The organism is Kitasatospora sp. NPDC056181 (assembly GCF_042266225.1).
GTDB lineage: Bacteria > Actinomycetota > Actinomycetes > Streptomycetales > Streptomycetaceae > Kitasatospora.
Genome location: NZ_JBHJUK010000090.1, coordinates 9,702 through 30,158, shown reverse-complemented (window position 1 = coordinate 30,158; position 20,457 = coordinate 9,702). Strand labels below are relative to the sequence as shown.

Below are 20,457 nucleotides of genomic sequence, written 5' to 3'. Positions count from 1 at the left end.
CCGTCCCCGCCGGGGTGACCGCCTTCCGGGCCGTCGTCCTCCGCCTCGTCACGACCCGGTCCCGGACACCGCCCCGACCCTCAGCAGGGGGCCCGGGCCCACGGACGGCTGCCCCGGTACCTCCACGAGGACCCGCCCGCGGCCGGCCGGCCACCGGGCCGGGCGGACGGTGCGTCAGTGGGACGGTCTAGCCTCTCGGCCATGGAGGAGAAGGAGACGATGCAGCAGATGGCGGCCCAACCGACCGAGCGGACCGAGCGGACCGAGCCGGCCGGGCCGGCCGCGCTGGTCGAGCAGCTCAGGCAGGCACCGGCCGACGGCGCGGACGTGGTGTCCCGCCTGGCGGCCGCGGGCGAGGCGGCCGTCCCGGCCCTGCTGGCGGCGCGCGCGGAGTTCGAGCGGTCCGGGCGGCCGGAGATCGCACAGGCGCTGCGGGAGATCGGCCCGCCCGCCCTGCGCGCCGTCGCGGCCGCCTCCCTCGGGAGCGACACCCCGCCGGACGAGCGGGAACTCGCCCGGCTCCTGGGCCTGTTCGACGCCCGGTGCGTCGACGAGCTGGCCCTCCTCCTGGCGCACCCGTCACCGGCGGCCCGCGGCGCGGCCCTCACCGCCCTGCGCGGCCTCGGGCCGGCCGCCCGGCCCGCGCTGGCCGCGGTCCTGCCGCTGCTCGGCGACCGGCGGGAGGAGAGCTCGGCCCGCCGGTTCCTGGAGGCGATGGACACGTCGGTGGTCGGCGAACTGCTGGCCGTGCGGGCCAACGGCCCGGGCCGGCTGCGCCGGCACGCCCTGCACGCCCTCGCCCACCTCGGCGCCTGCGACGCACTGCCGGCCCGCGACCGGGCCGCGCTGGAGCGGCTGGTGCGCGTCAAACTGCTGGACGACCGCCTCCCGGACGAGGTCTGGGACTTCCACTGGGTCGTGGTGCCCGGCGACACCTACGAGGCGGCGTTCGAGGCGCTGGGGCTGCACGACCGGATCCCCGCCACCCTGGCGATGGGCCTGTCCGGCCGGATCCACGACGAGGCGGTCGTGGCAGGGGCCGACGGCACCGAGCTGGCGGTGCAGCGCGTCTTCGTCACGCCCGAGATCGCCGGCTGGCGGCTGCTCTTCGGCCCGTCCCTGATCAACTGCCCGGACGACGGCTCGCTGGAACGGCTCGCCGAGGCCTGCGGGCAGGCGCACTACTACTTCCGCGACGGCTACGAGGACAGCCAGCACTGGGCGGTCGCCGAACGCGGCCGGGGCGTCGTCCGCTCCTTCCAGACCTACCGCGAGCCCGCCTGGACGGGAGAGCCGCTGCCCTGGGAGGAGCCGCAGACCGAGGACCCGCTGTGGGAGCCGGGCATGTACGAGCCGAACGCCTCACTGGAGTGTGACGCGCACGCCGTGGCGGGGCAGCTCACCGTGGACCCGGAGGAGATCGACGAGGACACCCCGATGACCGGCCACGGCTGGTTCGCCGTGACGGCTCCCGGCGCCGGGCACGGGGTGTTCCCCGGGGCGCTGTCGATCTGACCGCCGCCCGGGTTTCCCGGCCGGGCCGGCGGGGTCTCCCGGTCGGGCCTCGGCGCCGGCCGGTGGCGCCCGGTGCCGCCCGGGGCCGCCCGGACCGCCCGGGACCGATCCGCGTGTCCCGGGCCCGGCCTCAGTCGGTGGCGGCGGCCGCGGCGAGCACGATGCGCCGCTGCTTCTCCCAGTGCTCGCGGAGACCGGCCCGCAGGCCGTCGGGGTCGTCGGGGCGTCCTTCGTCGGGCGTGGCGATGACGGGGTGGAGCGCGAGGAGCCCGGCCGCCTTCGCCACCCCGCCCAGGGCGTGGGGCAGGCCGTCGCCCAGGTCGGCGGCCCGGTCGTGGGTGCGCGCGAGCAGGGCCCCCACGCCCGGGCCCGCCGCTCGGCGAGGTGGTCGAGTTCCACCCCGGCGCCGCGGGCGCCCCCGATGCACCTCACACGCATGGGACCGAGGACGGTGTCCCCCTCCACGAGCCGGCCCCCCGGGTGCGGGACCGGTGCGGCGACCGCGAGAGCGCGCCCGTGCAGGGCGTCCGTGCAGTGCGCCCGTGATCGCGGCGATCCGCTCGAAGCGGCCGAAGACCCTCGACCGTTCGGAGACGAACCACAAGTGGCGGGGACCGCTCGACGTGCTCTCCCCGGGGATGACGAACCCATGCGACGCGCTCGAACGCCACCGGCGCGCGGCGCCTTCGCCGTGCCCCCGGCGGGCGGCGAGCACGTCGGCCGCCGGGCACCTTGTCGCGGGACGGGTCGCGACCCGCCGCCCTTCCCGGCGCCGGCGTTCACGTGCCGGATGGGGCGGGAGGTGGCATGGTGGTGCGTCACAGGCGGGCTGTCCGGCGCGCCGGGCCGGTACTGCGCCGGCCGGTGGGCGGCACGGCCGGCCCACCGGAAACGATCCTTGAGGAGAAGGCGCCGCCTTGGCAACCGACTACGACGCCCCGCGCGACAGCGGGGACGAGAGCAGCGACGAGAGCATCGAGGCGCTGAAGAGCCAGCGCGAGGACAAGCAGAGTTCCGCCGTCGACGTCGATCCCGAGGCCGTCGAGGGCCTGGAGCTCCCGGGCGCCGACCTGTCCGGCGAGGAGCTCGCGGTTCAGGTCGTGCCCCTCCAGCAGGACGAGTTCACCTGTATGACCTGTTTCCTGGTGCACCATCGCGCCCAGCTCGCCGGCGAGGACAAGAACGGCCAGCCCATCTGCCGCGACTGCGCGTCCTGACCCCTGCGGGAGCCGCAGCGCGCCCGTCCCCGCGATGGGCGCGGTCCGGCGGGCGCCGTTCCCCGGCCGCCCCGGGCCTTGGCTTCCCGGGGCCGGGCCCGGGCGACGGCCGTGACCGCCCGGCCGCCCGGCTCCCGCCCAGGGCCGGCGCGCGTGCCGCAAGGGTGCGTGCCGCCGGGGTCCGGCGTGGCCGGGTCCTGGGCGTGCCCGGTGCCGCCCCGCCGTGTCGCAGAACTCGCGGAGATGGTCATTGGCGAGGGTCGCGGACCACCGCCAACCCGCCGACCCGGGTCGTGATGCCCGCCGGCCCGCGTCGGGCCGAAGCGAGCACGCTGGCCGGTCGACCGAGGGTGTCACCCTGTTCTACCTCGATCGCGACCGTCTGCGCCCCTGTCGTGTCGAGCAGGTGGGCGGCCAGGCAGCCGGTGCTGTTGGCGTTGGCGACGTCCTCGTCGACACCGATCGCCGGCGCGAACATCCGCGCCGCACCCGGTCGGTCGCCCACCGGGGGAACGTACACGAAACAGCCGAGGAGCCCGTACCGCCGGCACGCCGCCGCCAGCCTGCCGAGGTGTGGGCGGACTCGGAGCAGCGCCGACCGGTCGTGGACCGGTACCAGCATGCGTGGTGTGCCGGGCGCGGCGACCCGTGGCGCGTCGGTCGGATGCGGATCGTCCGCGGTGAGCCCGAGCGCGGCGACGATCGCGGCGCGCTCCTCCGGCGCCGGGTGACGCAGCGCGACGAGGCCCTGGTCGAACCACACCTCGATGCCGGCGGGGCGGCGGACCGCGACGGTGTCGAACGTGCGCCCGCCGGTGTGCTGGCGGTCGTTCAGCTCGCCCAGCGCGGTGCGGGCCAACCGGACGGCCTGCGCGGCAACAGTGCCGTGGCCGCAGCCGGACAGTTCGGCGGCGGCGGTGAAGAACCGGACCGGCCGGCCACCGTCCGGCGTCCGCCCCGGGCCGAGGAACGCCGCGTGCGAGGTGCCGGCCGCAGCGGCGACCGCACGCCGGTCCGCGTCCGTCGCCGCCGGGTCGTCGTCGGTGACGGCCGTGGGGCTGCCGCCCCGGCCGTCGCGCCGCACGCACGCATCAACCACCGTGACATCCGGCCAGGACATCGGCCCACCTTTGACGTTCGACGAACCGGCGACCGCCAACGGCTCCGCCGACAGCCGGACCCGGCCGCAACGGCCGACCGAACGCGTCCCGGAGCGTACCGTCCTGCCTCAGCCGGTGCCGTCCTGCACCGGATAGTGGATGACGACCGCACCGCCGGTGGCGTAGTTGGCGACATCGGCGGCCACCCGCCGGCCGTGCGGCGACGCCCGCGCCGCGGCCAAGGCGGCGGCGTCGGCGAAGTCGCCTTCGAAGACCGCGAAATACGGCGCTTCCCCCCCGGGCGCCGCCACGTCGAAGCTGTAGCGCCACGCAAGCAGGCCGGGCCAGTTCATGACCAGCGGAAGGTGCTTGGCCACGTAGTAGTCGCGGAAGTGGTCAGGGTCGGCGGGCTTGGGATACAGGACCAGCAACCTGTGCATGACGTCCTCCGTCAGGATCGGGGTCGGCGGGCTTGGAACGCGTCTCGGTGAGGGAGGCCGGCGCCGCAACGGTGCCGTGACCGCACGCGGCAGTTCGCCCGGGCGTCATGCGCGCGAGCGGCGCACCTGCCTGCTCGGTGTACGGCGCTTCCAGCACGGCTGTCCGCGACATCGGCTCTCCCACTGAGGGCGTTTCGAAATCAGAAACACCAGGAATGCTAGCGTTTCGAATAACGAAACACAAGGAGGGTCGTGCCGACACCGCGCCAGGAACACCCGGTTCGTTGATCGACTACCGGCCGTCCGGTCATGGCCGCGATGGATCTCTCCGGCCGTCCGATCACTCCGCTGTCCGTCGGGCACGCCTGCGTCGACGTCCACCAGGGCGCGGTGGCGTCCGGGTGCGACGGCTGGCCTCCGTCCGCCCCGCCACGGCCGGCCTTCGTCACCGCGGCGCACTCGGGCGGCCCCTGCACGCGCACGGCCCCCTCTGCCGCCCCGGCAGAAGGGGCCGTGCGCACCCGAACGCCGGCTGACGGGCGGACGGGTGCGGACGGGAGGGCCCTGCGTCAATCGGCCGTCGTGGGCGTGGATATCGTGTCCGCCGTCGCCGCGCGGCCAGCTTCTCGGCGTGCGGCCTTTTGCCATGTCAGGAGAGATCTGGGTGAAGTCCCGTATCACAGCGCTCCGGAGCGCCACGGCCGTCGCGGTGGCCGTGCTCACGGCGGCGCCCGCCGTCGGGTCCGCCGAAGCCGCGCCCGCCGGAAGCCCGGACACCAAGGCGGTGACGTACCAGGGCCGCGTCTTCCGGGTGCCCACGGCCTGGGCGGTGGTGGATCTGGCGGTGAACCCGCAGGCCTGTGTCCGCTTCGACCAGCACGCGGTGTACCTCGGGCACCCGGGCGAACAGCAGGTCTGCCCGCCGCGGTTGATCGGCCGTACGGAGGCGCTGCTGGTCGAGCCCGCCGCGGCGGCCGCACCGGACCAGGAGGGCTCCAACCCCGTCGCGCACACGGTCCGGGCCAGTGACGGTGCCGTCGCGGTGACCGGGACGTACGACACCGACCAGGCGCTGGTGCGGCAGATCGTCACCGGCGCCGGGCTCACCCCCGAGCCGGCGCACCGGCCGGACCCTGCGCACCAGCCGGCACCGGCGCCCGCCGGATCCGGGAAGGCCACCGCACCGCGGTCCGCCGTTGCCGCGGCCCCGTCGTCCGACCTCGCCGCGGCCGCGCCGGCCGCGCCGGCCGCGGCGCCGGCGTCGGCGCTGGTACCGGCGTCGGCGACGAACTACACCGGCAAGGGGTTCGACGCCTGCACGGCGCCCTCCGGCGCCGCGATGAACGCGTGGATGACCTCCTCCCCGTACCGGGCGGTCGGCATCTACATCGGCGGCGCCAAGCGGGCCTGCGCCCAGCCGAACCTGACGGCCTCCTGGGTCCAGCAGCAGCAGGCCGCCGGCTGGGCCTTCATGCCGCTGTACGTCGGCGTGCAGGCCTCGAAGATCGCTTCCCCCGCCACCGAGGGCGCCAACGCCGCCGACGACGCGGTGAGCCAGGCCCAGGCCCTCGGCTTCGGCCCCGGCGCGATCCTCTACTACGACATGGAGGCCTACCTCCCGCAGTGCTCGGGCGCGGTGCTCGGCTTCCTCACCGCCTGGACCAACGAGCTGCACGCCTGGGGCTACAACTCCGGCGTCTACAGCAGCTCCTCGTCCGGCATCAAGGACCTGGCCGCCAACGCCGGCAACAGCGCCTACGTCATGCCCGACGCCGTCTTCAGCGCGAACTGGAACGGCAGGGAGGACACCGACGACGCGGCGATACCGGCCGGGTACTGGTCCAACCACCAGCGCGTCCACCAGTACGCCTCGCCGGCGGACCCGGAGACCTGGGGCGGCTTCGCGATCGGGATCGACCAGGACTACCTCGACATCCAGCTCACCAGCGCCCCGCCGTCCGAGTCCTCCGGGTTCTTCCTCGGCGTGCGCCAGAGCTCGGGCAACTGGCCCGGCTTCGGCCCGCTGGCGGGCGGCGCGGGTGTGTTCCGCGGCTCGGAGGCCGCGGTCGCCGGGCTGCCCGGGGGTTCCTCGCAGGAGCTGGGCATCGGCCTGGACGGCCTGCTCTACCACGGGGTCCGCGCCGCGAACGGCAGCTGGTCCGGTTTCGCCGCGCTGCCCGGGGTCGGCACGCCCACCATGGCGGCCCGCCGGGCCGCGATCGCGGGGCTGCCGGACGGCTCCTCGCAGGTGGTGGCGATCGGCAACGACGGCAACGTCTACCACAAGACCCGGTTCGCCGACGGCAGTTGGAGCGGCTTCGCGGCGCTGCCCGGGATCGGCACCCCGACCATGGCGGCCGGGGACGTCGCCATCGCCGGCCTGCCCGACGGCTCCACCCAGGTGCTGGCGATCGGCAACGACGGCAACGTCTACCACGAGACCCGGTTCGCCGACGGCAGTTGGAGCGGCTTCGCGGCGCTGCCCGGTGTGAACAGCCCGCGCATGGCGGCCGTGCGGGTGGCCATCGCGGGGCTGCCGGACGGCTCCTCGCAGGTGCTGGCGATCGGCAACGACGGCAACGTCTACCACGAGACCCGTTTCGCCAACGGGAACTGGTCCGGCTTCGCGGCGCTGCCCGGCAACGGCACGCCCACCATGGCCGCGCGGACGGTCGGCATCGCCGGCCTGCCGGACGGTTCGTCCCAGGTGGCGGTGGTCGGCGGGGACGGCAACGTCTACCACGAGACCCGCTTCGCGGGCGGCAACTGGTCCGGCTTCGGCACGGTCCAGGGCCCGTACGGCGCGAGCACCTTCCCGGCCCAGCGCGCCGCCATCGCCGGCCTGCCGGACGGCTCCAGCCAGCTCGTGGTCACCCGGAGCTGACCCGGGCACGGCCCCACCACCCCGGCGCCCCCGCCCCCGGCAGTTCCCGGGGGCGGGGCCGCCGGGGGCGGACGACAGTCCTCCATGCCCTCGCCCAGCCCGGGCCGAGCACCTCCGAGCCGGCCGACCGGGCCCGTGCCCCCTGCGGCCACCGGCTCCCACCGGTCCGCAGGGGGCGCGGGGCCGGTACGATCCTTCGTCGGCAACCCGTCGTCCCGCCTATCACCGCCGGCCGGACGGCGGTTCGCTCGTCGAGGACGCGCACCGCCGGAGAAGGAGACGCCCCGTCATGACACCCGCCGCCCGGCCGAGTCCACCGGAGGACGTCGCGGTGGTGCTGTCGGGCTACGGCCCGGTCGGCCGCGCTTTCGCCGACCTGGTGTACACCCGGGGCGACGAACTCGCCCACCGCTACGGCGTCCGGCTGCGGATCGGCGCCGTTCGGACCGGCTCCGCGCACTGCCTGCCGCGCCCGGGCGACCCGGTGCCGCCGCGCCCGGCCTGGGGGCCGCCCGCGGCGCTGGAGGAGAGCCTCGACCGGAGCAACGCACGCGTGCTGGTCCAGGCGCTGCCGTCCTCGCCGGCGGTGCGGCGCCAGGCCGCCGAGGAGGCGGTCCTGGCCCTGCGCCGCGGGGTCCACGTGGTCACGGCGGCCAAGGGCCACCTGCTCACCCACTGGTCCGAGCTCGGCGAGGCCGCGCAGGCCGGCCGCAGCCTGATCAGGATCTCCGGGGCCACCGGCGCTGCGCTGCCGACGGCCGACCTGGCGCGGTCGGGCCTTCGGGGTCTCGGATGCCGCTCGGTGCGGGCGTGCCCCAACGGGACCGCCACCTTCGTCCTCGACCGGCTCGCGGCGGGGGAGTGCCTGGAGGAGGCGGTCGGCGCGGCGCAGCGGCGGGGCATCGCGGAGGCCGACCCCTCGGCCGACCTCTCCGGGGAGGACGCGGCCACGAAGGTGCGGCTGCTGGCCGCCCTGCTGTGGGGGTGGGAACCGTCGGCCGTGCGGGTGCGGACGGAGCCGGTGGACGGGCACGCCGCGCCGGCGGCCCGGGCCGCGGCCGCCCGGGGGAACAGGCTGCGGGCGGTGGCGGGCGCGAGTGTGGACGAGCCCCTGGTGGTCCGCGTCAGGCTGGAGGAGACCGTTCAGGGTGATCCGCTCCACGCACTGGCCGGGCCGGAGAAGGCCGTCGTCTACGGCTGCCCGGAGGCGGGGGACATCACTGTGAGCGGCGGCCGGTCCAGCCCGGTCGGTGCGGCTCTTGCGATGCTCAAGGACACCCTTGACGTGACGACGGCCGGCCGCTTCGGCTTCGGCTGAGGGCCTCGCGGCGGATCCGGCGCGCGAGCGGCGACGGGCTCGGCGGCGACGGGCGCACGACCGGGGCGGCCGGCAGGGCGCGCACCCGGTGGTTCACCGTGTTCCGCCGGGCTGCCCGGCCGGGACCGGGGGCGGGGGGAAGGAGGGCGGTGCGTCGGCCGGGTTGCCGCCCCAGGCGGGGTCGGGGGTGTCGGCGAGGGTGAAGGCGAGGGTGCCGCCGTGGCGGACGAAGTCCTCGCTCACCCAGGGGCGGCCGGTGGGGCGGCCGTCGGTGCTCAGCGCGTGGACGTAGCGGACGGTGTCGTCGGCGCCGGGCGCGGTGATGTCGATGGTGGGACCGTTGCCGCGGCGGATGGTGACGGCGGGGAAGCGGGGACTGGCGAGGACGAGTTCGGCCCGGCCCGGCACCTGCGGGTACAGGCCGAGGGAGGCCCACACCACCCAGGAGGACAGCTGTCCGAGGTCGTCGTTGCCCGGCTCTCCTCCGGGGCCGTCGGTGAACAGCGTGGTGAGGGCGCGCCGGACCACGTCCTGGGTCCGGTCCGGGCGGCCCGCGTAGGTGTAGGCCCACGGCGTGTTCAGGGAGGGTTCGTTGCCGAGGTAGGCGTAGGGCACCCGGGCGCCGGCGTTGAGCTCGGTGAAGAAGGTGTCGAGCCGGGACACGGCCGCTTGGTCGCCGCCCATCGCGTCGAACAGGCCGCGCTGGTCGTGGGGCACCATCCAGGTGTACTGGGCGGCGTTGCCCTCGGCGAAGCCGTCGGGCCGTTCGGGGCTGAAGGGCGGCCAGCTGCCGTCCGCGTCGCGGGGCTGGATGGAGCGGCCGGTGGCGTTGAAGAGGTTGCGCCAGTTCGCCGAGCGCCGCAGCAGGGCGTCGTGGGCCGCGGAGTCCCCGAGGCGGGCGGCGAGCTGGGCCAGCGCGAAGTCCGCGGTGGCGTATTCCAGGGTGACGGACGCGCTTTCCCCGCTGGTGGCCGTCGGGACGAATCCCGCTGTGTCGTAGGGCTCGTGGCCGGGGCGCTGGCGGGGGTCGTTCCTGCCCTGCCGGGCCAGCCGCAGCAGCAGGGCGGCGTCGAAGCCGGTGGCGCCGAAGGCGTGCACGGTGGCGGCCATGGTCGGCAGCGGGTCGCCGACCATCACGCCGGTGCCGTCGTTGGCCAGGGTCCAGCGGTCGAAGTAGCCGGCCGAGGCGCCCTGGTCGGTGATCGACTGCGCGATGTCGCCGGCCTCGTCGGGGGCGATCAGCGCGACCAGTTGGATCTGGGAGCGGTAGACGTCCCAGCCGGAGAAGTCCGCGTACTGGGCGTGGCCGGGGCGGGTGGTGCGGACCTGCCCGTCGAAGCCCGGGTAACGGCCGTCGGTGTCGCTGAACACGCTCGGGTGCAGCAGCGCGTGATAGAGCGCGGTGTAGAGGACCCGCCGCCCGGCGGTGGTGCCGCCCGCGACGGCGATCCGGCCCAGGAGGTCGTTCCAGCGTGCGCGGGTGCGGTTGCGGACCTCCTCCAGCGGGGCTCCCCGCTGCTCGGCGCCCAGGTTGGCGCGGGCGCCCTCGGCACTGACGAAGGAGATCCCCACCCGGGCGGTGACCACGCGGTCGTCTCCGGTGTCGAAGGAGAGCACGGCCCCGGCGTCGGAGCCCGCTGACGGGACGTTGCTGAAGGGGCGGTCGAACTCGGCGTGGAAGTAGACCCGGTAGTGGTTGGGCGTGCCGCAGAAGCCGCCGCTGTCGGTGTGCCCGGAGACGGTGGTGCCCGTGACGGCGAGCTCGCCGGACGCCGCGTTGAAGGCCCGGCCCGCGTCGAGCACGAGGGAGGCGGTGTGCCCGGCCGGGTAGGTGAAGCGGGCGATCCCGGACCGCTGGGTCACGGCCAGTTCGACGTCGATGCCGTTGGCGAGGGTCACCCCGTAGGAGCCGGGGGCGAGCCGTTCGTCGGCGTGCGAGAACGCGGTGAACGCCGTCGGCGTGCCGTCCAGGACGGGCATGAACGGGGTCGTGCCGTAGTCGCCGCAGCCCGCTCCGGAGATGTGGGTGAGGCTGAGACCGCTCAGCCTCGGGTCGTCGTAGGTGTAGCCGCCGTGCTGGTACGTGAAGGTGTCGGGGCTCCACTGGAGCATGCCGAACGGCGCGGACGCGCCGGGGAAGGTGTTTCCGGCGCCACCGCCGTGGCCCCGGTCCGGGGCGTCCGCCCGGGTGCCGACGTACGGGTTGACGTCGCCGGCCGGGTCCTCGACCGCCACATGCGCCGCGGGCCGCCCGGCGGTGCTCACGCCCGCCGGGCCGGCTCCGGGCGGCAGCGGCCCGGTGGCCGCCATCGTGGCCCCGAGCAGCAGGACGGCCCCGGCCCGCCTGAGGGAACGGAGACGGAACACACGACCTCCCGAGGAGCGTCCGGATGACGGACCATCAGGGGCATTCTGTCGGTGTCCCCACGGCGCACGAGGCCGCGACAGGCGGCTTGTCCCCCGTGTGGCCCGGGGCTCACGCGGCCCCGCAGACGCCGGCCCCGCCCGTCGTGGCGGCGCCGGCCGGCGGGCGGGGCGGTGGGCGGGGCGGTGGGCCGCCAGGGTGGCCGCCGCCCGGCCGGCGGCGGCCTCCGCAGTCGCCCGGTCGGCGTTCCCGGCCTGCGCCCGCAGGGGCCGCGGCGCCGCACCGCCGTTCGTGGCGGGGCTCAGGCCGTTTCGTGGCAGGGCTCAGGCCGTGAGGCAGACCAGCGCGCCGAGCCCGGCCAGTGAGCAGTACCAGGCGAAAGGCTTCAGCGTGTGCGTCCTGAAGTACTTGCTGAGGAAGTGCACGGCCGCGTACCCGCCGACGAAGGCCAGGACGCTCGCGACCGGGACCTGTGCACCGAGGTCGGCGCCGTTCGCGCCGATCAGCGAGGGCAGCTCGAACAGGGCGGCGGACCCGATCACGGGCGCGGTGAGGAGGAACGCGAAGCGGGCCGAGTCCTCGTGGGACAGGCCGTTGAGGACGCCGGCGCCGATGGTGATCCCCGTACGGCTGATCCCGGGCAGGAAGGCGGTGATCTGCGCCGCCCCGATGCAGACCGCCTGCCGGAAGCTCAACTGGACGATCCGACGGTCCGACTGCCCCTCGGCGGAGAGGTGCCGGTCACCCGGGGCGACGTACGGCTGCGCCCGTCGCCGGCCGGAGCCGCCGCGCCGGAGCAACTCGACGCCGAACAGCAGGAGGCCGTTCACGGTGAGGAAGACGGCGGCGGGGACGGGCCTGCCCAGCGTCGCCTTGAACACCCCGCTGATGGCCAGGCCGGCGGCACCGACGGGCGTGGCCCCCGCGATCACCAGCCAGGCGAGGCGCTGGTCCGGTTCGCGGATCAGCCGGCGGCGGACCGAACTGCACAGGCCCCGCGTGATCCGCGCCCAGTCCTGGCGGAACCTGATCACCAGCGCCAGCGTGGTGGCCAGGCGCAGCCCGACCAGGACGGCCAGGTACGGCGAGCCCGGCGCGGACACGTCGAGGTCGTGCCGCCAGCGCCCGCCGACCAGCGCGGGCAGCAGGATGCCGTGGCCGAGGCTGGAGACCGGGAACAGTTCGGTGACACCTTGGAGCAGCCCGACGCCGACGGCCTCGGGATAGGTCAGGACGGACATCTTCGACGACGACTTTCACGATCGGCGGGAGGCCCCTGCAGGGCCTCCGCACGAGGGTGTCGCCGCTTCCCCCGTCCCCCGGGCGGAGCGAGATTACTACAAGATGATCTATGTACTTCGCCGGGTCACCCGTGGTCGGCCCCTGCCCGGCAGCCGAGTTGACGCCCCGCCAGGGTGCGCGGGCGGGTGCCCGGGAAGGCGCCTGCGCCGTCAGGCGTCGAGTATCAGCTGCAGCAGCTCGTGCAGGTTCTCGCGCTGCGGTGTGGTGAGCCGGGCCAGGGGTTCGGCGGCGAAGGGCATGCGGGTGCGCAGGTCGGCGGCGACGGCGCGGCCGGCCGTGGTGGCGGCGACGAGCTTGACGCGGCGGTCGCCGGGGTCGGGGCTGCGCTCGACCAGGCCGCGGGACTCCAGCCGGTCGATGATGACGGTGACGTTGGAGGGCTCCGCGTGCAGGCGGTCGGCGATGCGGCGCATGGGGACCGGTTCCTCGGCGGCGAGCAGTGCCTTGGCGTGGAGCGGGGTCAGGTCGTGGGCGGCCGCCGCGGCCTCGGACTCCTGGATGTAGCGGCGGTTGACGGCCGCGAAGAGGCCGACGATCTCTCTGGTGAGCTCATCCGTGGGGGTGGACATGGCTTCAGCCTACCGAGGTGCTTGACAAGGTGAAGTGTCTCCCCACATAGTTATGTTCAATATTGGTTATGGGACATAAGTAAGGACTGAACGATGAGCACCAAGACCGTCCTGATCACCGGCACCTCCTCCGGCATCGGCCTGGCCACCGCCGTCGCCGCCGCGCGCGGCGGCTGGCACGTGATCGCCACCATGCGCGACACCGCCAAGGCGGGCGCGCTGCTGGCGGCGGCCGAGGAGGCCGGGGTCACCGTCGACGTCCGCGCCCTGGACGTGACCGACCCGGCCGCGGTCCAGGCCTGCCTGGCCGGCCTCGACCGCCTGGACGCGCTGGTGAACAACGCCGGCGCGGGCCACGTCGGCACCCTGGAGCAGGAGGGCGTCGAGGACGTACGCGCCGTCATGGAGGTCAACTTCTTCGGCGTGCTGCACGTCACGAAGGCCGCCCTGCCCCTGCTGCGGGCGAGCGGGGGCCGTGTGATCACCGTGTCCAGCGTGGGCGGCGTGATCGGCCAGCCCTTCAACGAGGCCTACTGCGCCGCCAAGTTCGCGGTCGAGGGCTTCATGGAGTCCCTCGCACCGGTCGCGGCCACGGTCGGCGTGTCCGTGAGCGTGGTCGAACCGGGAGCGGTGGCGAGCGAGTTCGTCAGCAACGTGCGCCTCGCCGCCGACCCGCTGGAGCAGGCCGGGCCCTACGCGCCGGCCCTGTCCGCCTACCTGGAGCGCACCCGCGCCGCCTTCGCGAGCGCGCAGACGCCGCAGGACGTGGCGGCGCAGATGGTCGAGCTGCTCGCGGCCGAGCGGCCCGCCTTCCGGGTGCTCACCTCCGACGCCGCGCGCGCCTTCGCCGGGACGAAGCTGGGGGACCTCGACGGCTCGGCCGTCCTCGCCCTCACCGGCGCCTGGGTCCGCTGACCACCGGCCTCCCCGCCCCACCACCACCCAAGACGAGGACCGACATGTCCGAGAACACCGGCACCACCGACCTCGACCGCCTGCGCACCACGCTGGCCGCGAGCGCCTACGAGCACCGGGTCCGGACCGTGCTGCACCGCTGGTACTGCGGCTACGAGGCCCCGCACATGAACCTCGACCAGCAGGGTGAACTCGTCACCGACGACTTCACCCTGCACCGCCCGCCCGAGGGCGACATGCCCAGCGTCCAGGGCCGCCAGGCCTACCTCGACAGCGTCTCCGCCCTTCCCGCCGGACAGAACAACGCCCACCACCTGCGCACCCTCGCCGTCGAGCACACCGGCGCCGGCACCGCGCAGGTGGTGGTCACCCACGACTTCGAGACCGCCGGCCCGGCCATGACCGGCGCCGCACGCCTGCGCTACGACCTCGAACTCCTCCAGGAACCCGGCGAGCACCTGCCCCGGATCAGCACCATGGCCGAGCACATCCTCACCTACCAGCAGACGCCGTTCGCCGACGCGTACGCCGAGAACCGGGTGCTCGCCTTCGTCCACTACTGGCTCTCGCTCCTGGAACAGCCCGGCGCCGACGCCGAGCCACTGCGCGAACTACTCGACGCCGACCTCGCCATGACCCTCTCCGACGGCCGCGTCCTGCACACCTTCGACCAGGTCGCCGCCTGGTACACGGACACCGCCGGCCTGGTCGACCTCAGCACCCATCACCTCGCCGACCTCACCATCACCCCCGGAACCGGTGACACCCACGACCTCTCGGTCGACTTCGCCTGGGAGGGCATCACGCGCGAAGGCCAACCCATGACCGCACGCACCCGCCACCAGTGGACTCTCGCCGAAACCGGCGAACGCCACCTGCGCCTGCGGCGTTTCGCCGTCACCGTCCTCGACCCGTTCACCCCGGTCACCGCCCAGGAGGCACTCGCCCACCACGACGCCAACAAGGCCGGCTGACAGGGCACCCGCCGGCCGCCGCGCCCCTCGGCGCCAGGCCGCGGCACGGCGGGACGACGCCCCGCGGGCACCCCGGCCCACCGGGCCCGATACGGCCGGCCGACCCGACGGCATGTCGGGCCGGCCGGCCGTTCCTGCGCCGGCGACGCGCCCGGACGCGGTGCCCCGGGCCCCGGCCTCCGGGGGCCGGGGTGCAGGCGAGGACGGTGAGGACGGCGGTGATCGCGGCCCGGGCCGGAGCCCGGCATCCGCCCGCCCGGGCGGGCGGTCAGTGCCTGCGCCAGAGCGCCCAGTTCTGCTGGGTGTCGGCCCGCTCGACGTACCAGCCGGCGGGGTGGCCGGGCCAGTACTCCTCGGGACGCTGCCCCGGTGCCGGCAGCGGGGTGACCAGGACGGTCGCCTCCGCCGGGACGGGCTGCCACCGCGGGTCGCGGTACCAGACCCGGCCGCGGTAGACCTCGAAGGCCTGGGCGGCGCGCAGTGACCACTCGACGTCCCAGGCGAACACCACGTTGTCGTCCGGCTTCAGCCCGGCGGCGCGGGTGAACCCGGTGGCCTGCGCCTTGCGCCACTTCGCGTGGGGCCCGGTGACCTGGGCGGTGATCGTCGAGGTGCCGAACGCGGCGAAGAGGGCCAGCGAGAGGCCGATCGCCCAGAGCACCGGGCGGCCCCCGGCGGCCCGCAGCAGCACGACCGCGCCGAGGATGACGAGGGCGGCGGCGGTGGCCCGGAGCATGGTGAGCCGGCTCCAGTCGGTGGACAGGAACGACACGTCCGGCAGTCCCCAGAGCACGAAGCTCTGGGTCCGCAGCTTCGCGCCGGCGGACCGGACCACCAGCTCGGCGAGGACCAGCGTCAGCCCGGCCGTCGCCGCCGCCGTCCGGCCGAGGGCGCGGCGGCCGTACCGGGCCAGCACCGCGACGCCGGTCACGAAGGCCGCCGGGACGAGGTAGGAGGTGTAGCGGGCGTAGACCCAGTCGTCGATGCGTCCGTCGTCCGGCAGGGCGGCCGCCGCGGCCAGCGCCGTCCCGGCCAGCAGTGCCACCAGCACGCCGCCGGTGATCCGTTGCGACCACGGGAAGCGGCGGCTGAACACCGCGAACAGGCAGACGGTGACGGCCAGTCCGCCGATGCCCCAGGTGCAGACGATGAAGTACCAGAGCTGTCCGGCGGTCCTGGTGAGGGTCCGCCGGGCGGCCTCCGGGTCGGTGAGGCCCTGCCAGAGGAAGCCGCCGACGTCGCTGTTCTGGACGGCGAACCGCGTGTGCAGCCAGGCGGCCAGCAGCTCGGCGCCGAGCACGCCGAGGCCGAGCGCCCCGAGGCCGGCGACGGTCGTGCGCCACGGGGCCCACCGCAGCAGCAGGACCCCGGCGAACACCACGGCGGTCAGGGCGACCACCACGCCGCCGCGGTCGTGCGTGGCCATCGCGTAGGCCGCGGCCGCGCCCGCCCCGGCGGCGTGCCAGGCGCGGCGGCGCACCGGGCCGTCGTCGAGCCAGCCGTGCAGGCAGAGCAGCCAGGCGAGGATCAGCGCGGGCAGTAAGGCGTCGGTCATCGCGAACTGGGAGTAGAAGACCACCGGCGGCAGCAGCGCGGTGACGGCGCCGAAGACGTACGCGAGCTGTCGGCGCAGGCCGAGGCGGCGCAGGGCGACGTACGCGAGCGGGAAGACCAGTGCGCTGACCAGGGCGTTGATCCCCATGATCAGGTGGTACGCGGTCACCGGGTCGTCGGCGATCCGCAGTGCGGGCGAGATCAGCAGCGGGTAGCCGCCCGGGATGACCACGCCGACCGGGATCTCGGTCGTCGGCCGGCCGGCGAGGACGCGGGCCAGGACGAGGTAGGAGTCCTCGTCGGGGTGGACGGACGGGTAGCTCAGGTGCCGGGCGAGGACGAGCCGGAAGAGCAGCTCGGCGGCGTACCCGGCGGTCAGGGCGGCGGGCCAGAACCAGGGGCGCAGGCGCAGCTCCCCGAAGCGCCGTGCCGCCCGGTCGGCGAGGCTGTCCGCGAGGCTGTCCGCGGGGCGGCCGGTGGGGCGGCCGGCGGGGGTGGTCGGTGGGAGTGCGGTGGCGGCCGGAGCTCCGCTCGGCTTCTCGGACGTGCTGGGTGCGCTGCGCTGCTGCATCGAACTCTGATTCCTCCCCTGATGGTTCGGCTCCGCCGGGGACCCGGGCGCCCGGGCACGCGGGCACGCGGGGCGTCGGAGGGCGTGCCGAACCGCGGTGCGGCCCGTGCCGGGGCGCACCTTCATGTCACGCGACTATGTATGTTGCTGATCTACATATGCAGATGGGATGAGTCGGCTGGGAAGGGTCTGACGAGAGCGGACATGGTTCCCCCCGGAACACGGCTGCGGGCATGCCGCAGGAACATCTGGCTACGGCTGTGGGCAGGCGGCGCGCGCCCCGGCGGCCCCGGCTGTCCGGGCGCCGTCGTCGGGGCGGCTCTGCTGCGACGCGAACGGGGAGACCGGTTGTCGGCCCCGCCGCTCACTGTGGAAGACGTGTGGCGGGCGGTGAGGTTGCAGGGCCGGCGAAGAAGATTTCCCGACGCCCGGATCAGGCCCGGCCCGCCCCCTCGGCCGGTCCTGCCCCTCGGCCCGTGGGCAGACGGCGGCCGCGCGGTGCCGCCGGCGGTCCGGGACGCGGGCAGCTGACAGGGCGCAGCCGACAGGGCGCAGCCTCCTGCCCGGCTGCTACGCCCCTTCACGCCTCGGTGTCCGCCAGTAGTTGTCGGGTCTCGGCCAGGTAGCGTTCGGCTTCCAGCTCGTCGAAGATGCCGGCCGCTTCCTGCAGACAGTTCCTTGCGGGCGCCGGCCGTCCCTGTCCGAGCAGGGCCTTCGCCTGTCCGAGAAGTGCTTCGCCCTCCCCGAAGCGGTCACCGCTGCGGCGCGCGATCTCACGGGCCTTGACGCCGCAGGCCTCCGCCGCCTCGAACTGGCCCAGGTCGCGGTGCCGTGAGCCGGTGAGGACGTACGCCAGGCCGAGGCGGTAGCCGTCGCCGCGCGCTTCGCGGATCGCCACCACCTGCAGCATCAGCTCCAGGGCCTCCGCGTTGCGGCCCAGACCGGACAGGCAGGCCGCCATGGCGTTGAGGGCGGACGCCTCGCGGTCGGTGTTGCCTTCGCGCCGGGCCAGCTCCAGGGCGAGGACGGCGTGTTCCAGGCCCAGCCGGGGGCGGTCGGTGCGGCCGTAGAAGATGACGAGGTTGTTGAGCACCGCGGCCTCGCCGTCGCGGTCCCCGAGGAGGCGGCGCGCGGCGAGGGCCGCGGTGAACATCTCCTCGGCCTCCTTCGTCCGGCCCAGTTCGGTGGCCGTCGCGCCCAGCCGGTTCTGGAGCCAGGCCTGCGCGGCGAGGTCGCCGGTACGCCGGACTCCGGACAGGGCGTCGGTGAGCAGGGCCTCGCACTCGGGCCAGTTCTGGTTCACGGCCCGCAGCACCGAGGCGGCGGCCGGGATCCGCCAAGCGGCTTCGAGGTGGCCGGCGGCTGTGGCGGCCGCCGATGCCGCGAGAAGATTGGCGTGCTCCGCTTCCAGCCAGGCCACGGCGTCGCTGCGGTCCGTGAACTGCGTCGCAGGGGCCCGGGGGGCGGACCGGGCAGGGGACGGCATGCCCAGGGAGGGCAGGAGCGTGGTCGCGGCGTCCTCGGCCGTCCGGGTGTACCAGGTCAGCAGCCGGTCCACCGCCGGGGCACGTTCGGCTGCGCAGAGCCGGTCGGCGGCCGTCTCCTGCGCGTAGGCGCGCAGGATGTCGTGGAGTTCGAACCGCCCCGGCGACCGTTGCAGCAGGAGGTACTCGTCGCACAGGGCCTCCAGGGTGCTGCGTGCCGCACGCGACGTGACGCCGGCCAGGGCCGCGGCCGCCTCCGCCGTCACGTCGGTGCCGGGCTGGACCCCCAGCAGCAGGAACAGCAGCCGTGCGCGCCGGGGCAGGGCGTCGAAGGACAGGTCGAACACCGGACGCAGCGAACGCCGTCCGACCGTCATCGCGTCCAGGCCGCCCCGGCTCAGGTGTTCCAGCAGGTCGGAAGTGGTCCAGGAAGGACGGGCCTTCAGCCGCGCTGCGGCTATCGTCAACGCCAGCGGGAGGTTGCCGCAGGCTTCGGCGACTCCCGTGGCCGCGACGCGGTCGGTGTTGATCCGTTCCCCGCCCGCGACGGCCGCCAGCAGATCGAGCGCCTCGGCGTCGCTGAGGACGTCGAGCCGGTGGATCTCGGCGCCGTCCAGGCCCGCCAGACTGCGCCTGCTGGTGACCAGCACGAGGCAGCCGGGGGAGGCCGGGATCAGATCCCTGACCTGGTCCTCATCCACGGCGTTGTCGAGGATGAGGACGGCGGCCCTGTCCTGCATCCGGTCCCGGAACATCGCCGCCCGTTCGCCCGGCCCGGACGGTACCTGGGCGGCTGGTACGCCCAGCTGTCGCAGGAACGCCGCCAGGACCTCCGACGGGTCGGCGGGCTCCTGCTCGGAATCGAACCCGTGCAGGTTCACGTAGAGCTGGACGTCCGTGAAGTGCCCGGACCGGACCAGGCGATGTGCGGCGTGCACGGCGAGTTGGGTTTTTCCCACCCCGCCCATGCCCTCGATCGCGGAGATCACCACGGTGGTGGCCCGGGGGCCCGGACGGGCCGTGACGGCGATCAGATCACCGAGCTCCTTCTCCCGTCCCGTGAACACCGCCAGGTCCGCCGGGAGTTGGCGCAGCACCCCGGTGGGACCGCCCGTCTTCGCTTCCCGGTGAACTCTGATGCCGCTCTCGCGCCAGCGCCCGGCCTCGCCTTCGCCCACCCCCAGAGCCCGCACGACCGCAGTGACGAGGTCGATGTCCAGACGACGGCGCCCGGTTCTGAAGACGTCAGCGAGCGTGGACGGCGAGACCACGCGCGCGGGTCTCATCAGCGGCCCGACCCGCTTCGCGAGCGAGCGGTACGAGGGCATCCCCGCCCACGCCCGCAGATCGCCCAACAGGCCGACGAACTCCGCCAGATCAGCGGCGCCCCCCGGATCCGGCATCCCGCCCCGCTGCTCACCCATGACGTTCGCCACTCATGACGTTCGCACCCCCCCGTGAATCGGGTCCCAGGCCACCAGAGTCTAGGAGCGGGGTGTACGGATTCGTACGGGAAACGTGACTCCGCCCGGCCCGGGCAGCAGCCTGAACAAGCCGCCGCACCGTCGGCGGGGAAGAGAACACACTTCTACCCTGGAGGGGTTCATGGCTCGTGCACTGAAGAGGGCTGCGGCACTGGCGGTCGGCGCCGGCCTGCTGGCCGTCACCGGCATGGGGGGAACGGCGTACGCGGGTTCGACCGGGACCGTGTACGTCACCGTTCCCGGCTGCGTGGGCACGATGAAGCTGGACGGCGGCGGCTCGCCCAACTTGGCCACCGCCTCGCTGCAGTCCCTGACCTCCAACACCTGCTGGCTGGCGTTCTGGGACATGAACACCACGACAGGCCAGAAGGTCTCCCAGGGCTTCAGCGTCCGGGGGAACTCGAGCGACTCGGCCAACTCGGCCTACTACCACGACTTCGAGCACAAGGTCGCCATCTCCATCTCCAACGGGGTCACCCAAAAGGGCAGCGCCTGGTACAACTAGGCCTCCTGCGACGCTCCGGAACTCCGAGCGTCTCCCAGCGGCGCTGTCCGTCCCGGTCGGCTTCCGCACTCGCACCGGCCGCGCCCGCGAGCGCGGACAGGGCGCCGGGCGAACAGACCTCCACGGCGGTCGGGGGGGGGGGGGGCCCCGCCCCGGCCCGGGGGGGGAGGCGCCCCAGCCCCCGGGGGGGCGGCCGCGGGGGGGCGCCCCCGCCGGGGGGGTGGAGCCCCAGGGGGTGGGGCCCGGGGGGGGGGGGGAAG

General features: G+C 74.8%; 15 protein-coding genes. 7 read left to right on the top strand and 8 right to left on the bottom strand.

Annotation, left to right across the window (positions count from 1 at the left end; translation table 11 throughout):
* The first annotated feature begins 201 nt into the window (after nucleotides 1–201).
* Nucleotides 202–1,515 carry a HEAT repeat domain-containing protein gene (locus ACFC1F_RS28560; protein WP_376162530.1) on the top strand — a complete coding sequence of 438 codons (1,314 nt, stop codon included), beginning with the start codon at nucleotides 202–204 and terminating at the stop codon, nucleotides 1,513–1,515.
* A 130-nt stretch (nucleotides 1,516–1,645) separates the two neighbouring features.
* Here ACFC1F_RS28560 and ACFC1F_RS28555 read toward each other — a convergent pair whose 3' ends face one another.
* The gene (locus tag ACFC1F_RS28555; protein ID WP_376162528.1) at nucleotides 1,646–1,876 is read right to left on the bottom strand and encodes a hypothetical protein; all 231 of its coding nucleotides are present in this window, start codon (nucleotides 1,874–1,876) and stop codon (nucleotides 1,646–1,648) included.
* 556 nt (nucleotides 1,877–2,432) lie between these two features.
* Here ACFC1F_RS28555 and ACFC1F_RS28550 point away from each other — a divergent pair.
* Nucleotides 2,433–2,732, top strand: coding sequence for a DUF4193 domain-containing protein (locus ACFC1F_RS28550; protein ID WP_209412663.1), 300 nt, complete (start codon nucleotides 2,433–2,435; stop codon nucleotides 2,730–2,732).
* A gap of 247 nt (nucleotides 2,733–2,979) precedes the next feature.
* Here the strand turns inward: ACFC1F_RS28550 and ACFC1F_RS28545 are convergent, their stop codons facing one another.
* Nucleotides 2,980–3,852 (bottom strand): PhzF family phenazine biosynthesis protein, encoded by an 873-nt coding sequence (locus ACFC1F_RS28545; protein ID WP_376162526.1) that lies wholly within the window; start codon nucleotides 3,850–3,852, stop codon nucleotides 2,980–2,982.
* 108 nt (nucleotides 3,853–3,960) lie between these two features.
* On the bottom strand, nucleotides 3,961–4,272 hold the full coding sequence (locus tag ACFC1F_RS28540) for an EthD family reductase (RefSeq protein WP_376162524.1): 312 nt from the start codon (nucleotides 4,270–4,272) through the stop codon (nucleotides 3,961–3,963).
* Between the two features lie 664 nt (nucleotides 4,273–4,936).
* Between ACFC1F_RS28540 and ACFC1F_RS28535 the strand changes: the two genes are divergently transcribed.
* Complete coding sequence (locus ACFC1F_RS28535; RefSeq protein WP_376162522.1) at nucleotides 4,937–7,156, top strand: glycoside hydrolase domain-containing protein; 2,220 nt, start codon at nucleotides 4,937–4,939, stop codon at nucleotides 7,154–7,156.
* A 289-nt stretch (nucleotides 7,157–7,445) separates the two neighbouring features.
* A complete protein-coding gene (locus tag ACFC1F_RS28530) occupies nucleotides 7,446–8,474 on the top strand; it encodes a homoserine dehydrogenase (protein WP_376162520.1) in 1,029 nt (342 codons plus the stop codon).
* A gap of 93 nt (nucleotides 8,475–8,567) precedes the next feature.
* Here ACFC1F_RS28530 and ACFC1F_RS28525 read toward each other — a convergent pair whose 3' ends face one another.
* From ACFC1F_RS28525 to ACFC1F_RS28515, 3 genes are all read right to left on the bottom strand, one after another.
* Nucleotides 8,568–10,841 (bottom strand): GH92 family glycosyl hydrolase, encoded by a 2,274-nt coding sequence (locus ACFC1F_RS28525; protein ID WP_376162518.1) that lies wholly within the window; start codon nucleotides 10,839–10,841, stop codon nucleotides 8,568–8,570.
* Between the two features lie 321 nt (nucleotides 10,842–11,162).
* Nucleotides 11,163–12,080, bottom strand: coding sequence for an undecaprenyl-diphosphate phosphatase (locus ACFC1F_RS28520; RefSeq protein ID WP_209412674.1), 918 nt, complete (start codon nucleotides 12,078–12,080; stop codon nucleotides 11,163–11,165).
* Between the two features lie 210 nt (nucleotides 12,081–12,290).
* On the bottom strand, nucleotides 12,291–12,710 hold the full coding sequence (locus tag ACFC1F_RS28515) for a MarR family winged helix-turn-helix transcriptional regulator (RefSeq protein WP_209412675.1): 420 nt from the start codon (nucleotides 12,708–12,710) through the stop codon (nucleotides 12,291–12,293).
* A 93-nt stretch (nucleotides 12,711–12,803) separates the two neighbouring features.
* Between ACFC1F_RS28515 and ACFC1F_RS28510 the strand changes: the two genes are divergently transcribed.
* Nucleotides 12,804–13,625, top strand: coding sequence for an SDR family oxidoreductase (locus tag ACFC1F_RS28510; RefSeq protein ID WP_376162515.1), 822 nt, complete (start codon nucleotides 12,804–12,806; stop codon nucleotides 13,623–13,625).
* A gap of 44 nt (nucleotides 13,626–13,669) precedes the next feature.
* Nucleotides 13,670–14,599 (top strand): hypothetical protein, encoded by a 930-nt coding sequence (locus ACFC1F_RS28505; protein ID WP_376162513.1) that lies wholly within the window; start codon nucleotides 13,670–13,672, stop codon nucleotides 14,597–14,599.
* Between the two features lie 268 nt (nucleotides 14,600–14,867).
* Here the strand turns inward: ACFC1F_RS28505 and ACFC1F_RS28500 are convergent, their stop codons facing one another.
* A complete protein-coding gene (locus ACFC1F_RS28500) occupies nucleotides 14,868–16,724 on the bottom strand; it encodes a phospholipid carrier-dependent glycosyltransferase (protein WP_376162511.1) in 1,857 nt (618 codons plus the stop codon).
* 580 nt (nucleotides 16,725–17,304) lie between these two features.
* Nucleotides 17,305–19,632, bottom strand: coding sequence for a tetratricopeptide repeat protein (locus ACFC1F_RS28495; protein WP_376162510.1), 2,328 nt, complete (start codon nucleotides 19,630–19,632; stop codon nucleotides 17,305–17,307).
* 181 nt (nucleotides 19,633–19,813) lie between these two features.
* Here ACFC1F_RS28495 and ACFC1F_RS28490 point away from each other — a divergent pair, with 181 nt between their 5' ends.
* Entirely contained in the window at nucleotides 19,814–20,197 is a 384-nt protein-coding gene (locus ACFC1F_RS28490) for a hypothetical protein (protein ID WP_376162508.1), read from the top strand.
* The last annotated feature ends 260 nt before the right edge of the window (nucleotides 20,198–20,457 follow it).